The organism is Rhizomicrobium sp. (genome assembly GCA_037200385.1).
GTDB lineage: Bacteria > Pseudomonadota > Alphaproteobacteria > Micropepsales > Micropepsaceae > Rhizomicrobium.
Window position 1 is genome coordinate 2472873 of record JBBCGL010000001.1, and the last position, 14745, is coordinate 2487617.

The 14745-nt window shown below is 65.4% G+C and carries 12 protein-coding genes; 6 read left to right on the forward strand and 6 right to left on the reverse strand.

The window, feature by feature from the left end; translation table 11 throughout:
• Window positions 1–651: 651 nt before the first annotated feature.
• Together WDM91_11795 and WDM91_11800 are read left to right on the forward strand one after the other, a co-directional pair.
• Window positions 652–1725: a LacI family DNA-binding transcriptional regulator gene (locus WDM91_11795; protein MEI9995269.1), complete on the forward strand. Its 1074-nt coding sequence runs from the start codon at window positions 652–654 to the stop codon at window positions 1723–1725.
• A gap of 27 nt (window positions 1726–1752) precedes the next feature.
• Window positions 1753–2109, forward strand: a complete 357-nt coding sequence (locus WDM91_11800; GenBank protein ID MEI9995270.1) for a hypothetical protein — start codon at window positions 1753–1755, stop codon at window positions 2107–2109.
• Window positions 2110–2134: 25 nt separating this feature from the next.
• Here WDM91_11800 and WDM91_11805 read toward each other — a convergent pair whose 3' ends face one another.
• A complete protein-coding gene (locus WDM91_11805; GenBank protein ID MEI9995271.1) occupies window positions 2135–4702 on the reverse strand; it encodes an exo 1,3/1,4-beta-D-glucan glucohydrolase in 2568 nt (855 codons plus the stop codon).
• A gap of 270 nt (window positions 4703–4972) precedes the next feature.
• On the opposite strand from WDM91_11805, the gene WDM91_11810 reads away from it, so the two are divergent.
• Entirely contained in the window at window positions 4973–6040 is a 1068-nt protein-coding gene (locus WDM91_11810; protein ID MEI9995272.1) for a LacI family DNA-binding transcriptional regulator, read from the forward strand.
• 82 nt (window positions 6041–6122) lie between these two features.
• Here the strand turns inward: WDM91_11810 and WDM91_11815 are convergent, their stop codons facing one another.
• Complete coding sequence (locus WDM91_11815; protein MEI9995273.1) at window positions 6123–7892, reverse strand: thiamine pyrophosphate-requiring protein; 1770 nt, start codon at window positions 7890–7892, stop codon at window positions 6123–6125.
• Window positions 7893–8060: 168 nt separating this feature from the next.
• On the opposite strand from WDM91_11815, the gene WDM91_11820 reads away from it, so the two are divergent.
• The gene (locus WDM91_11820) at window positions 8061–8717 is read left to right on the forward strand and encodes a DUF1345 domain-containing protein (GenBank protein MEI9995274.1); all 657 of its coding nucleotides are present in this window, start codon (window positions 8061–8063) and stop codon (window positions 8715–8717) included.
• Between the two features lie 246 nt (window positions 8718–8963).
• Window positions 8964–9545 carry a hypothetical protein gene (locus WDM91_11825; GenBank protein MEI9995275.1) on the forward strand — a complete coding sequence of 194 codons (582 nt, stop codon included), beginning with the start codon at window positions 8964–8966 and terminating at the stop codon, window positions 9543–9545.
• Window positions 9546–9570: 25 nt separating this feature from the next.
• On the opposite strand, the gene WDM91_11830 is transcribed toward WDM91_11825, so the two are convergent.
• Entirely contained in the window at window positions 9571–11100 is a 1530-nt protein-coding gene (locus WDM91_11830; protein ID MEI9995276.1) for an FAD-dependent oxidoreductase, read from the reverse strand.
• A gap of 191 nt (window positions 11101–11291) precedes the next feature.
• Between WDM91_11830 and WDM91_11835 the strand changes: the two genes are divergently transcribed.
• Window positions 11292–12275 carry an aldo/keto reductase family oxidoreductase gene (locus WDM91_11835; protein ID MEI9995277.1) on the forward strand — a complete coding sequence of 328 codons (984 nt, stop codon included), beginning with the start codon at window positions 11292–11294 and terminating at the stop codon, window positions 12273–12275.
• Between the two features lie 73 nt (window positions 12276–12348).
• Here WDM91_11835 and WDM91_11840 read toward each other — a convergent pair whose 3' ends face one another.
• The 3 genes from WDM91_11840 to WDM91_11850 all read right to left on the reverse strand — a co-directional run bounded on the left by WDM91_11840 (window position 12349) and on the right by WDM91_11850 (window position 14724).
• Complete coding sequence (locus tag WDM91_11840; protein MEI9995278.1) at window positions 12349–13140, reverse strand: enoyl-CoA hydratase/isomerase family protein; 792 nt, start codon at window positions 13138–13140, stop codon at window positions 12349–12351.
• A gap of 47 nt (window positions 13141–13187) precedes the next feature.
• Window positions 13188–14186: a zinc-binding alcohol dehydrogenase family protein gene (locus WDM91_11845; protein MEI9995279.1), complete on the reverse strand. Its 999-nt coding sequence runs from the start codon at window positions 14184–14186 to the stop codon at window positions 13188–13190.
• A 124-nt stretch (window positions 14187–14310) separates the two neighbouring features.
• Window positions 14311–14724 (reverse strand): PaaI family thioesterase, encoded by a 414-nt coding sequence (locus tag WDM91_11850; GenBank protein MEI9995280.1) that lies wholly within the window; start codon window positions 14722–14724, stop codon window positions 14311–14313.
• Between the last annotated feature and the right edge of the window lie 21 nt (window positions 14725–14745).

Below are 14745 nucleotides of genomic sequence, written 5' to 3' on the forward strand. Positions count from 1 at the left end.
CGGTTGCTCTCGATCCGCGGTCCGGCAGCCCCCGAACCGCATACAGCTCCGCCCGACGAGCCGGTGGCGAACACCCACGGCGACCCGGTTGAGCTTTGCTTTACAAATCAAGCGCTTGGGAAAAATCGTCCCTGGCGTTTGCAATCCCTGAACGGGGAGATGTGGATCGGGATTCGGGCGTTTGCCCTGTCAACCCACTCCCCCTCTTTGTGAGCGATAACAAGGTAACGCTACCAAAGAAAGCGCTGTCACACCAGAGGTGGCGAATTGTCATGCGAAACATCGTTCGAATTTCGGAGGAATTGTTGCAGTTACGCAACGGTGAGCAGCGTTCTTGATGGCTGCGTTCCGAACGCAGACCGCCCGCGATGTTTCGCCAACGGGCATCGCGCATGCAGACATATGCGCGATGACGGTCCGGCGCCGCAGGCGCATTTGCGATGCCTGCCATGCGTGACGACGGAATGCGGAGAGCGACGCCGGCGCAATCGTGCCGATGACTCCTGTCTTGCGCTCGTCACGAGCAAGGCTGGTCGCCCCGAACCAACGCTGCGTACGCGCCGCGGCAAGCGTGGACTTGCCCGAGGACTTGCGGAGTGCGCCCCGACCTCCGAAAGTGCCGACGATCTCGACGAGACGGGAGCGGTTCGAATGGCCGACACGTCTGACGCTCTGCGGAAGCAAGGCCGCCGGACGCGGAATGTCGCCACGATCTACGACGTTGCGGCGCGTGCCGGCGTTTCGAAGATGACGGTTTCGCGCGTCGTCAACGGGGAAGGCTATGTGCGGGCCGAGACGCGCGACATGGTCCTGAAAGCCGTCAAGGATCTGCAATATCTCCCAAACCCTGCGGCGCGCAGCCTCGCCAGCGCGGAAGGCGCGCGCGTCGGACTGCTGTACAACAATCCGAGCGCGACCTATTTCAGCGACTTCCTCGTCGGGGCGCTCGAGGCCGCCAGCCGCAACGGCGTCCAACTGGTGCTGGAAAAATGCGAGACCGGCGACCCGGTCGCCGCACGCGCGGCGGTGCGCAAGCTGATCAAGGGCGGCCTTGCCGGCATGGTGTTGCCCTCGCCCGTCTGCGAATCCTCCGAGCTCATCGCCGACCTGACGAAAGCTGGGGTCTCGGTCGTCGCGGTCGCGGCCGGCCGTTTCTGCGGCGAAGCCTCCTGTGTTCGGATCGACGAGTTCCGGGCGGCCGGCGACATGACGCGCTATCTGATCGGCCTGGGACATCGTCGCATCGGCTTGATCAAAGGCCATCCCGGCCATTCGGCCAGCGCGGCGCGCCAGCTGGGGTTCGAGGCGGCGATGCGCGAAGCGGGTTGCAAGATCGAGCCGTCCTTGATCGTGCAGGGCCATTTCACCCACAGTTCGGGCCAGGCTGCGGCGGAGAAGCTCCTCGCACCGCGCAACATCCCCACGGCGATCTTCGCCTGCAACGACGACATGGCATCGGCGGCCATCGCGGTCGCGCATCGCAAGGGTCTCGACGTGCCGCGCGATCTTTCCATCGTCGGCTATGACGATACCGCGATGGCCGTGGCGGTGTGGCCGCAGCTCACCACGATCCGCCAGCCGATCTCCACCATTGCACGGCAGGCGCTCGATCTCATCGCGCGCGACATCCGCAGCCGGCGTTCGGGCGGCGCGATCGCGCCGGAAGACCACGTCGTCGCCCATACGCTGGTCGAACGAAAATCGGCCGCAGAACCGAGACGATAGATTGGGCCAGGAACAAGGGAGATTGCCATGAAGATTGTAAGCAACGTACTTTTGGCCGCGCTCGCCGCAGCCATAGCGGCATGCGCTTCCCAGGCTGCCGAACCCGATGGCAACAAGATCTGCCTGGAAGCCTCCGCGGTCAGCGGCACGACCGTTCTCGACGATCGCACCATCCTGTTCCGCATGCGGGACGGCCGCGTCTGGAAGAACACGCTGCGGCGCGAATGCCCGCAACTCAAATTCTGGGGCGGCTTCGACGAAGTGATCCGCGGCGACGAGATCTGTGCCAACCAGCAGATCATCCGCGTGCTGCAGACCAAGCTGCCGTGCCAGCTGGGCGCGTTCTCCGCCTATCAGCCGCCGGCCAAAGACACCGCGAATTAGCGTCTCCGGCTTGCCGAAGTCGCTTTCACGACTGCGACGCAGCCGGGCAAGCGGGCGGTCCCTCGCCCGGCGCAAGCCGCACCGACGACAGGCTGAGCGTAAGGCGTGCGGTGCTCGTCAGGACGAAAGGCGTCGAGATCGCAGCCATGTTCGCGCCGGCCTGCCGCAGGCAAGCGAGCCGCACCGCGATGCTCGTCCAGCCCTTTCCCTGAACGGACCGCAAGAGGCTCGCGACGTCGACGGCAGCATGGCAGTTCGTGCCGCAGCCGGCCTCCAGCATCACGGGAACGGATGGCGCTTCGTCGACCCGCAGCTCAAGACGCAGCGCCATGTCGCCATTGGTCTGCCGCGACAGATCGATCGGCGTTCCGGAGATCGCCAGGCCGGCTCGCCCGGTACCCGTCCAGGCAGCAACCAGCGTGTCCTCCTGCTTGAGGTGATCGGCGCTGGCGAGCGTCAGCGCAGGCGTGGCCGCCGGCAGCCGCATGACCGGCGCCGACGATCCGTCGCCGCCGACGATCGCCAGCGACCATGGCGGCGCCGCATGGCCGGCCTCGAGATAGCGATCGACATTGGCCTCAACCATGTCGCCGCCCGGTGCCTCCGGCAGATTGCCGATGTCGCGCGGCTGCGCATAGCTGAGCCCATAGCCGAACGCGAAGAGCGGATTGTAGGCCTGCTTCTCGGCATCGGACGCATCGGGCGCCGGAACGTTGAGCGGCGCCTGGTCGGGCGCACGCGGCCAAGAGAAGGAGAGCCGGCCGCGGAAGTCGTACGGCATGGAACCGTCCTTCCGACGGAACAGCAGGTCCGCGATACCGCCGCCTTCGGTACCGGGCAGCCACGCCGCGACGAACGCATCCGAGGCATTGATCTCGCGCGTCACATACATCGGCCGGCCGGAAAGAAAGATGCCGACGACCGGGATGCCCTGCGCATGCAAGGCGCGGATCAGACGCAGGTCGCGCGGATCGCCGGGCTCGAAAGCGAGATTGTCGCGGTCGCCCATGAACTCCGCATAGGGGGCTTCGCCGAACACGACGATGGCCACGTCCGGCTTCTTGCGGAAACTGCCGTCCACGCTGAGATCCGCGTCGCCGCCGCCGGCCTGCACCTGTTCGGCGATGCCTTCATAGATCGTTTGGGCATGCGGGAAGTCCGAACGGCTGTTGCCGGTGCCTTGCCAGGAGATCGTCCAGCCGCCGGTCTGCTTGCCCATGTCGTCGGCGCCGTCGCCCGCGACCAGCACGGAGAGTCCGGGCTGGAGTGGCAAAAGACCATGCTCGTTCTTCAGGAGCACCAGCGACTCCCGCACCGCCTGCCGCGCGACGGCGCGGTGCTCCGGTGACGAGAGCTGGTCCCATCGGCCGCCATAGGTCCGCACGGACGGCCTGCCTGCTTCAAACACGCCGGCCCGCAGCTTCACGCGCAGGATGCGCGCCACCGCCTGGTCGAGGCGCGCCATCGGGATCGCGCCGGATTTCACCTGGGCGACCGTGCTCTCATAGAGGCCCTTCCAGCTGTCCGGGGCCATGAGCATGTCGATGCCGGCCAGGAAGGCCGCCGCGCAGTTCGTCGTGGTGCAGCCCGGCAGCTGGCCGTGTGCGTTCCAATCGCTGACGACGAAGCCGTTGAAGCCGAACCGATCGAACAGCACGTCCTGCAGCAGGGCATGATTGCCATGCATCTTCTGGCCGTGCCAGCTCGAATAGGAGGCCATGACGGTCTGCACGCCGGCCGCGATGGCAGCCTGATAACCCGCCGCGTGGATGTCGCGCAGATCGGCTTCGCTCGACAGGTTGTCGCCTTGATCGTGGCCGAGATCGGTGCCGCCGTCGCCGAGATAGTGTTTCGCCGTGGCGATGATGTGCCCGTTGCGCAGGAAATCGGGCGCGCCCGGCACGCCCTGGATGCCCTGCACCATCTCGCCGGCATATTCCCGCACGATGCTCGGATCCTCGGAATAACTCTCATAGGTTCGGCCCCAGCGGTCGTCGCGCACGACCGCGATGGTCGGCGAGAAAGTCCAATCCTGGCCGACGACCTGCGTCTCGACAGCGGTGATCTCTCCGATCCTGCGCAGGAGCGCGGGGTCTCGCGCCGCGCCGAGACCGATATTGTGCGGAAAAATCGTGGCGCCGATGATGTTGGAATTGCCGTGGACGGAATCCGATCCCCAGATCACCGGAATCGCCACATGCCCCGCCGGAACGTCCATCGATGCGGCGTAAAACGCGTCGGCTTCCTTGAGCCAGTCGGGCGCGAGCGCGCGGTCATTGCCGTAGGGACCCGAATTGCCGCCGTCGAGGATGGACCCCAGATGGTATTGCTTGACGTCGGCCGGCGTCACCGACGCGACATCGGCCTGGATCGTCTGGCCGACCTTTTCCTCCACCGTCATCTTCGCGAGCATATCGGCGATGCGCGCCTCGATCGTGGGATCGTCCATCACCGGACTGCGCAGCTTCGGCCAGAGTTCGGGGTGGATCGCCATGGGCGGCGCGGGGGTAGCCACTTCGGCTTCGGCGGACGTGGCGCTCAATGCCAGTCCGGCCATGGACAGAAGCAGCATGCGGCGTGCGGTGACGTTCAATTCGCCCTCCGGCCGGCCGCTTGATCGGGCCAGTCCTGTTTTCGGTGTGTGATCAGCGACGCACGAAGCTCCGGCGCCCGACCGCCAGGTGAGCCCGCCCCGGAATTCCGTCCATTTGTGACAGCGTTGTCAACAGCACCACCTATGTTATCCTTACCCATCGTGTTCTCTGTAGCTTGTGGAGTACCAGATGGTCGCGATGCTCGCGGCGACCGCGCCTCCGCAGGCTGACATGGCTTTCCATGCGCGGTGTCAGTCCGGAACCAATATGTGAAGACGCATCGCCCACCTGCCCTGCCCGCCGCAGACCGCGCCGCGGCCATCGCTAACAAGCCGGCCAGCATCTACGACGTCGCGAGGCATGCCGGCGTTTCGATCAAGACGGTGTCGCGGGTCGTCAATCACCATCCCAATGTCAGCGCGTCGGCCAGGGCGCGGGTGACCGAAGCGGTGGCGGCGCTGTCCTACCGCCCAAACGTCTTCGCGCGCGGCCTCGCCAGCGAGCGGTCGCTGCTGATCGGGCTTCTCTACGACAATCCGTCGGCCAGCTATATCGCCAGCATCCAACTCGGCGCGTTGGCGCGCTGCCGCGAGGACGGCTACCACCTGATCGTCGAGGAGCTGAACACCCAGGATCCCGGCCTGGGCGAGGCGGTGCGTGCGCTGGTCGTCCAGTCTTCGCTGCACGGCGTGATCCTGACGCCGCCGCTTTGCGATTCACCGGCCGTCATCGCGGCGCTGCGGCAAGAGCACACCGCCTTCGTGCGCATCGCGCCCGAGCGTCCCATGGCGGACGCGCCCAGCGTCAGCATCGACGATCATGCCGCCGCCCGCGACATGACGGCCCATCTCATCGGCCTCGGCCATCGTCGTATCGGTTTCATCAAGGGTCATCCGGATCACGGCGCGTCGCATGCGCGATTCGAGGGCTATCGCTCGGCGCTCGATCAGGCGGGACTGCCGTTCGTCGACGAATTGTGCGTGCAGGGTTATTTCTCCTACCAATCCGGGATGGAGGCGGCGCAGATCCTGCTGTCGCTGGCGAACCAGCCGACCGCGATCTTCGCGAGCAATGACGACATGGCCGCCGCGGTCCTCGCGGCCTGCCAGCGCTTCAACCTGCGCCTGCCGGCGCAGCTTTCCGTCGCCGGCTTCGACGACTCGCTGGTCGCGCGGGTGGTTTGGCCGCCGCTCACGACGTGCCGGCAACCGATCACGGAGATGGCGGCGGCCGCGGTATCGATGCTCGTGCGAAAACATGTCGAGGGCGCACCCTTGGAACGCCGCCTCGAGCACGAACTGGTGTTTCGCCAATCGACTGCGCCGCCGGGCCTCTAAATCCGCAAGCGGATTCGCGACCAGCCCCGCCCGACGATGCACGGAACCGCCGCCAATGCCACCGGAAGCGCGGGTTGGAGGATCAAGCCATGGCCAATTGCTTGTAGAGTTGGGCCAGCACCGCGTCGCGGTCCTCGTCGCCCCTGGCCATCGCGAGAAAGAAGTTTTTTGTCTGCTCGAAGGTCGCGTGCGGCGGCAGCGCGACAACGTTGGGATCGGCCTTGACGTCGATGATCGCCGGCCGACCGGCGGCCAGCGCTTCCTGCCAGATGCGGTCGACATCGCCGGGCTTGTCGACGGTAAAGCCCGCAAGGCCGAGCATCCTGGCATAGGCGGCATAGTCGAGATCGGGCAGGTCCTGAGTCGCGGCGACCTTGGGCGCGCCGCCGAGGCCGCGCAATTCCCACGTCACCATATTGAGGTCCCGGTTGTTCAGCACCGCGACCACGAAGCGCGGATCGGCCCATTGCTTCCAATACTTCGCAACGGTGACGAAGGCGTTGAGTCCGAGCATCTGCATCGCACCATCGCCCACGAAGGCGAAGGCCGGTCGATCGGGGAAGGCGAACTTGCCGGCGGCGGCGAAGGAGATCGCCGGCCCCATCGTCGCCAGCGTGCCGGAGATCGCGAGCTTCACGTCACGACGCAGCTTCACCGCGCGGGCGAAGAAGGTGGTCGACATGCCCGTGTCGACGGCGATGATCGCGCGCTCCGGCAGGTGCTTGGTGAATTCCCAGAAGAACAGTTCGGGATTCAGCGGGTCTGCGGTGAGGTGAGCCTTTCTGTCCTCCTCGTCCCAGGTCGCGGCGACGTTCTTCTCGATAGTCCCGCGCCACTTGCTCCGCGGCTTGGGCTGAAGCAGCGGCAGCAGCGCGCGCAGCGTCGGCGCGGCGTCGCCCTGGAGCGCGACGTCCATCGGATAGCGCAACGACAGCATCGTGGGATCGATGTCGATCTGCACCGCCTTCGCCTGACCTTCCTTGGGCAGGAATTCGCCATAGGGAAAGGTCGAGCCGATCATCAGGAGCGTGTCGCAATCGCGCATCAATTCGTAGGACGCCCTGGTGCCGAGCAGGCCGATCTGGCCGGTGGCGAACGGCAGATCGTCGGGCAGCACGGCCTTGCCGAGCAGCGCCTTGGCGACGCCAGCCTGCAGTACATCGGCAACCCTGACCACTTCGTCTTCGGCATTCGCCGCACCGCGGCCGATCAGCATGGCGACGCGCTCACCCTTGTTGAGGATGCCCGCGGCGCGTTCGAGATCGCATTGCGCCGGCACGATCACGGGCAGCGCGAAATCGGTGCCGGTGTGGATGGTGCCGTGGGCATGCTCCGGTTCGGCGGCTGGCGATTCCTGCACGTCGTTGGGAAAGATGATCGCGGTGACGGTGCGCTGCGCCCTGGCGATGCGAAAAGCACGGTCGATCAAGTGGCGCGCCTGGACCGGCGTGCTGCAGACCTGCACGAAATCCGACGCGACGTCCTTGAACAACGACAGCAGATCGACTTCCTGCTGGAAATGGCCGCCGAGCGAGGCGCGCGCCTGCTGGCCGACCAGGGCTACGACGGGCTGGCGGTCGAGCTTGGCGTCATAAAGGCCGTTGAGCAGGTGGATCGCGCCGGGACCGGAGGTGGCAAGGCAGACGCCGACCTCGCCGGTCAGCTTGGCATGGCCCGAGGCCATGAAAGCGGCTTCTTCTTCGTGCCGCACCTGGACGAATTCGATCGCATCGCCGGCCCGGCCGAGCGCGGTGACGATGCCGTTGATGCCGTCGCCGGGATAGCCAAAGACGCGACGCACCTGCCACTGGCGAAGCCGTTCGAACAGGAAATCTCCAACCGTCTTCGCCATTTGCGCCTCCATCGGGTGTGATGCTCTGGAGAACGGGAGGCGCGCAGGGCCGTTCCTTGGCGCATCCATCATTACTTCCTTGCAAGCATCGCCCGTACGATTTTCCTATCGGGATCGGTTTGCGGAACCATGCGTTCAAAATTGACGGCATCCGACGCAGGGGCATACGTGGAACTTCGGGCGCCGATCACATTCTCGCATCACTGGCATCATCACGCGAAATTCTATGCCTCGCTCGCGCTCGGTGCGGCAGCCCTCGCCATCGCGCTCTTCTTCCACCTGCGCATGCCGGTGGCGATTGCGGCAGATGCGTTCTTCCTGTCGTTCATCGCCGCTTTCGCCGTCACCGTGCCGTGGATGAGTCCCGACAAGCTGAAAGCACGGGCGCAGGTCGAGGACGAGGGCGCACTGGTCGTCTCGCTGATCATCTTCGCGGTCATCGCCTATTGTTGCGAGGCGATTTTCATGACGCTAAACACCAAGCCGCCGGCCGGTCCGGGCTGGACCGCCTTGTCGCTGGCCGGCGCGCCGCTGGGCTGGCTGGTGATCCAGCTCAACGAGACGCTGCACTATTCCAATTTGTTCTATGCCAAGCCCGGACGCGGACAGAAGCGGCAGCCGCCGCTTGAATTCCCCGGAACGGAAGACCCTGGCGTCGCCGAATTCCTCTATTTCTCGATGGTGATCGGCATGACGGCCCAGACCTCGGATGTCGGGGTAAAAAGCGCGGCGATGCGCAATGCCGTCACGCTGCACGGCTTCGTGTCGTTCTTTTTCAACACGGTCCTCATCGCCCTGGCCGTGAACGCGGCGGTATCGCACTGACGGAGGCGCCGGATCCCTGTCTCTATCTGCGCACGACGCCGGACCGCGAAAACATCTCTGCACGGGATGGCATCACGGAACTTCTCAGCGACCCGCAGGTTGAATCCCATGGGTGCCGGAGACGACCGATGAAGAAGATTGCCGACGACAAGCGCGATCTCAAGGCCGCCGGCAAGAAGACGAGCCGGGACGTATCGGCGCCTGAGGCCAAAGCCTCGCATCCGCTGAAGGCCAGAAATCCGTAGAATGTATCCGCTGATCCCGGTCTGGGACGTCCTCATGTATATCGTCCTGCCGGTCTGGGTGCTGGCGGGCTTTGCGGATTATTGCTGTCATCGCGCCACGCATATCGAATCTGCGAATGGAGCCAAGGAATCGGCGCTGCATTGGCTGATGCTCGGCGAAGTGGGAATCCCGGTACTCGGCGCCGTTTTCCTCAAGATCGACGCCCTGCTTCTCGCTTTCATGATCGTGTGCCTCGTGGCCCACGAGATCACAAGCCATGTCGATCTGAAGCTCGCCATGGCGACGCGACAGGTGACCGCTTTCGAGCAGCAGGTCCATTCGGTACTCGAGATGATGCCGCTGACGGCTCTTCTACTGCTCGCGATCCTGCATTGGCCGCAGGCGGAGGCGCTGTTCGGATTCGGCCCGGCGCAGGCGGATTTCTCGCTCGGACTGAAGCAGCCGCCCTCATGGGGCGCATTGACACCGCCGCTGATCGGCTTCCTCGTCTTTGCGATCGTGCCCTATGCCGAAGAATTCGTACGCGGCCTGCGTGCGGAGGCCCGGCTCAATCCGGCCAAGTCTCTACGTTCCCCGGATTAGTGCTTCGACGCCGAGCGCGCCCCTGCTAGGGAATCCTGTCCAACGGCGACGTCGCGGGCGCGTTGAGCACCTCGCCATCGATCCCGAAATGCGAGCCGTGGCAAGGACAGTCCCAGCACCGTTCCAGCGAATTCCAATGCACCACGCAGCCGGCATGCGTGCAGGTGGCCGAGACCTTGTGCAGTCCGCCCTGCTCGTCGCGGAACGCACCGATCGTCCTCGCCCCGTCGCGCACCAGGCCGCCCTCACCCGGCTTCAACGCGTCCGCCGAATCCCGCAATGGGCCGCCAAGATGCTCCGTCATGTTTTTTGCGGCGGTCGAATTCTCTGCGATGTAGGCGCCCGCGCCTTTGAGCGTCACCCGCGCCGGATCGTACAAATCCTGCCAAGGGTGCCGAGCGCCGTCGAACAGCGACGGAAGGAGCAGGCCCGCCACCGCGCCGTTGGTGATGCCCTGGCCGGAATCGCCGGTGACGAAATAGATATGATCGTTGTCGGGATCGCGCCCGACGAAGCCGGCGAAATCGTAGGGCTCCAGCACCTGTCCGGACCATCTGTGGGTGATATCGCCCAGATGCGCAAAGCGCGCCCGCGCCCAGGCTTCCAAAGCTGCGAAACGGCTGTCCGCATCGTCGGCTTCGCCGGTCTTGTGATCTTCGCCGCCGACGATCAACAGGTCGCTCGCTTCGCCTGGCTGCAGGCGAACATAGTGATAGGCGTCCAGCGTATCCCAGTAGAGCGCATCGGTGACGGCGCCCTTGGGTACAGAAAGCGCGATCGCATAGCTGCGATAGGGCGCCATCTTGGTTTGCAATGTCAGCCGGCCGGCAATCGGTGCGTTGGTGGCGTCGACGACGTCCCGCGCCACGATCTTGTGGCCGTTGCGCGTCGCCACGGTGACGCCGATCTCGCTCTGGACGATGCTGTCGATCGCCGTGAAGGCGTGCAGGCGTGCGCCGCCGTGCTGGAGGGCCCGGATCAGCCCATCCAGATATTTGAGCGGGTGGACACGCGCCTGGTTCTCGAAGCGCAGGCAGCGGCCGGTGTCGACACCGGGCATCGGCGCCCGATCGGCCCAGCCGATGCCTTTGAATCCGATCTGCCGGCAGGCTTCGAATTCCTTCTCCAGAACGTCCTTGTCGTCGCCCTCACCGAGAAAGAGATAGCCGTCGCACCGCGCGAAATCGCAATCGATGCTTTCGGTCCGGGCGATCTGCTCGATCCGGTCGATCGACGCCGTCAGACTCGCATAGAGAAGCTTCGCATCCTCGAGGCCGCGCAACGCGATGAACTCGTAGAAGCGGTCGTCCAGCGCAGATGCCAGATGGGCGGTGGTGCGGGCCGTCATCCCGCTTGCGAGCTGTCCGCGATCCAGAACGGTCACCTCCCGCCCGCGCCGCAGCGCTTCATAGGCGACCGAAAGACCCGCCATGCCCGCTCCGACCACGATCAGGTCGACGGGGCGGCTGGTGTCGAGCGGCGGTGCGTCGACCTGCGGCGCAGGCGTCCAGGGCGAGCGGCTTCGTTCGGCCTGGCCGTTCAAGGGGCGGTTCATGACGATCATCCAAGGATAGCCGGCGGTAAACGCCCAAGACGGGTTTCGGATGCAAGATCGCAATTCCGCGAGAGTCTCGGGCATCAGAGAATAGGCCACCACGTCGCAGAGATCCTGGAATCACCGAAACCCAATCAGGCCGTTGAAAGGCCGTCCGTGGCCGACCCGCGAGGCGGTGCGCGTCGCACGGCTTGGCCGGGAAGGCCCGACTGGTATGCTCACACGCCGGGAAAACGAAACGATCCCATGGTGATCTGCCTTCGCATAATGCGCTTGCACCCAATCGGAGAATTGAAATGACCGATCTCATCGCCGCCGGCACGTTTTCTCTTGGAGACCGCACCGTAAACCGCATGGGCTATGGCGCCATGCAGCTTGCCGGGCCCGGCGTGTTCGGGCCGCCGAAAGATCGCGCGGCGGCAGTTGCCGTGCTGCGCGAAGCCGTCGCGAGCGGGGTGAACCACATCGACACCAGCGACTTTTACGGCCCGCATGTCACCAATCAGATCATACACGAGGCGCTTCACCCCTATCCGAAAGACCTTGTGATCGTGACCAAGGTCGGCGCGGTGCGCGGAAGCGATGCGTCATGGAACCCGGCGATGACACCCGCGGACCTCACACGCGCCGTCCACGACAATTTGCGGAACCTGGGCGTCGACACGCTCGACGTCGTCAACCTGCGCGTCATGGGACGCGTCCACGAGCCCAGCGAAGGATCGGTCGAGGAACCGTTCGCTGCGCTTGCCGATCTGCAGACGCAAGGCCTCATCCGGCATCTCGGCCTCAGCAACGTGACGTCCGCCCAGGTCAAACAGGCGCGCGGCATCGCCAAGGTTGCCTGCGTGCAAAATCACTACAATCTCATCCAGCGCGGCGACGACGCGTTCATCGACGAACTGACGGATATGGGCATCGCCTATGTTCCGTTCTTCCCGCTCGGCGGCTTTACACCGCTGCAATCGTCGAGCTTGTCGGACGTGGCGAACGAGATCGGCGCAACGCCGATGCAGGTCGCGCTTGCCTGGCTCCTGCGTCGCGCGCCCAATATCCTTCTGATTCCCGGCACGTCATCCGTCGAACATCTCCGCGAGAACTTGGCGGCGGCGCAGCTCCCGCTGTCGACGGACGTATGTGCCGCGCTGGATGGCATGTACAGGACGGAGGTTCACTAAGCGCCCGGCGCGATGGCACGCGCGCGGGCGCACGCTCCTAGCCACCGCGCCGCTGTCGCGACGAACGCCGCCTTCAACGGCCGTCGAAGTCGAGGACGGGACGCTCCACGCCGCGGCGGATGGCGTCCTGCGCGGAAGCGATCCCACGGCGGGCGTCTTCCGTCTTCCAGAGTTGTTCGGCCAGTTCCGGGATAACCGTGTCGGCCGCAGCCACGCCGCCGTTCGACCAGGCGCTCAGCATCTTCTTGTGGGCGGCGTGGGCGAGCGTCGGTCCCTTGCCGAGCCGCCGGGCCCATTCGTAAGCCACGGCGACCAGCCGGTCGTCCGGGACGACCTCGGTGATCACGCCCGCTTCCAGCATTTCCCGCGCGGGCACGCGCTCCGAGGTCATGGCCCAGCGAAGAGCCCGCGCCCGGCCGGCGCGCTCGGCGACTCTCTGAACGCCGCCCATGAGGGTGATGAGCCCGAGCGTCTGCTCGGAGTGGCCGAACCGCGCATTCTCCGCGGCGACAATAATGTCGGTGCGCAGCACGATCTCGAACGCGCCGCCAAGGCAAATGCCCTGGACCGCGGAGATCACCGGCACCCGAAGCGCTTCGAACGCGCGAAGCCCGTGGAGCCCTTCGGCGATATTGGCGCCAATCGCAGCGGGGTCGACATCGAGCCAAGTGCTGATGTCGCCGCCATAGCTGAAGTTGTCGCCTTCCGCCCGGATGACCAGGGCGCGGATGCTGTCGTCCGCCTGGATCCTTTCCACCGCCGCGCGAAAGTCTGCCGAGGTGGCGCTGTTGAGCCGGTTCTGCGGCGGATTGGAGAGGAGCAGCGTCGCGATGCCCTCCTCGACCGTGAAGTTGAAGCTGGCCATGCCAGAGGTCCCTCGATGCGGTTGGCGGATGTTGGCGCGCTGCACAATCAGCGCTGCGGATTCATGATCACCCGGCCGAAGGGGCGTTCCTCGATCAGGAAGCGGACAGCTTCGGGCGCCTCAGACATTGGGAAGACCTTGGCGATCGTGGGCTGGAGCGTCCCGTCCTTCAGGAAGCCGGCGAGAGTCGCGCTGGCGGCCGCAACCGTCTGCGGCGCGAAGAGCCGGAACGTGAACCCGCGGATGGTCGCCGCCTTCCAGATGATGTCGGTGACGTTGACCTCCGCCTCGCGTCCGCCGGCGTAGCCCGCGATGACATAGGTGCCGCCGGAGGCCAGCGACGCCAGCGCCGGACCGGTCAATTTTCCGCTGACCCCGTCGACGATGACATCGACGCCCTTGCCGTCCGTGACGCGCAGGACCCCGTCCTTGAGGCTCTCCTTGGAGAGATCGATGACGTGCTCATACCCGGCCGCACGCGCGCGTTCGGCCTTCTCGGTGTTCCCGGCCGTCGAGATCGCGAGGGAGGCGCCGAGACGGCGGGCGACCTGAACGGTCTCCATGCCGACGGCGCCGCCGATCGCGGGCGCCAGGACAGACTGCCCCGGCTTGAACTTCGCGAGCTCCGTCAGCGCCAGATAGCCCGTCAGGTATCCTGCGCCGGCGAGGTAGGCCGCGGCGTGGTCGTCGTCGATCCGGTCAGGAATGAGCGACAGGCTTGCCGCCGGCGCGGCCACGAACTCGCGCCAAGTGCCATCGACCATGAGGCCGAGGCCGGGCGCGGCTACGAAGACGCGATCGCCGATCTTGAAAGCATCGCTCTTGGTCTCGGCCACGATGCCGGCACCAGACTGGCCGCCCACGCGGGGCAGGTTCGCCGGCGTCGCAAAGAAGATGTGTCCCGACCGGAATGTGTTGTCCAACGGGTTGACCCCGACGGCGCGCATTTCGACGAGCACTTCGCCGTCGCGAAGCACGGGACGCGGCAGATCAACCAGGCGGTTTTCGTTGTAATCGCCAAAGGACTGATACTGGATAGCCTTCATCACATTCCCGCCTTGCTGCATGGTTGGGTCTCATGCTTGCTGGGATGTAGGCCCTTCCAAACTCCAGCAGTAGTGTCGAGGTTTGAGAGATGACCTTCCAATCCTGGAAGGATTAGCGAGGCCCCTAGGCGACCGGGACGAGGATGGCGTCGCCGACGGCCAGGAGCTTGTCGGGCGCGCCGCGGGCGCAGAGTTCGCCGCATGCGAAGATCTGCTGGCGGCCGGGCTTGACCACCTTTCCCCTGACGACGAAGACATCGGCGACAGCCGGCCTTAGGAAACGGACGGACAGTTGCGACGCCAGCACCCGGCCGGACAGGGTCGAGGCGGCAAAGCCGCAGGCCGTGTCGATCAGCCCCGAGATGATGCCGGCATGGAGATAGCCACTGTACTGTCCGAACTCCGGCCGCCAACGGAGACTGAGTTCGACCTCGCCTTCGCTGGCTTGGTCGACTTCCAGGCCAAGCCAGGTGTTGAAGGCAGCCCTGCCGGATGCGTCCCGCAGTCTCGACCGGAAATCGTCTTCGAGCGCAGCCATGGCCAGCCAATTCCTGCAATG

What these genes read in the sequence shown, in the direction of transcription:
- WDM91_11795 (MEI9995269.1), top strand. Translation starts at nt 652, where the DNA reads ATGGCCGACACGTCTGACGCTCTGCGGAAGCAAGGCCGCCGGACGCGG.
- WDM91_11800 (MEI9995270.1), top strand. Translation starts at nt 1,753, where the DNA reads ATGAAGATTGTAAGCAACGTACTTTTGGCCGCGCTCGCCGCAGCCATA.
- WDM91_11815 (MEI9995273.1), bottom strand. Translation starts at nt 7,892, where the DNA reads ATGGCGAAGACGGTTGGAGATTTCCTGTTCGAACGGCTTCGCCAGTGG.
- WDM91_11825 (MEI9995275.1), top strand. Translation starts at nt 8,964, where the DNA reads ATGTATCCGCTGATCCCGGTCTGGGACGTCCTCATGTATATCGTCCTG.
- WDM91_11830 (MEI9995276.1), bottom strand. Translation starts at nt 11,100, where the DNA reads ATGAACCGCCCCTTGAACGGCCAGGCCGAACGAAGCCGCTCGCCCTGG.
- WDM91_11840 (MEI9995278.1), bottom strand. Translation starts at nt 13,140, where the DNA reads ATGGCCAGCTTCAACTTCACGGTCGAGGAGGGCATCGCGACGCTGCTC.
- WDM91_11845 (MEI9995279.1), bottom strand. Translation starts at nt 14,186, where the DNA reads ATGAAGGCTATCCAGTATCAGTCCTTTGGCGATTACAACGAAAACCGC.
- WDM91_11850 (MEI9995280.1), bottom strand. Translation starts at nt 14,724, where the DNA reads ATGGCTGCGCTCGAAGACGATTTCCGGTCGAGACTGCGGGACGCATCC.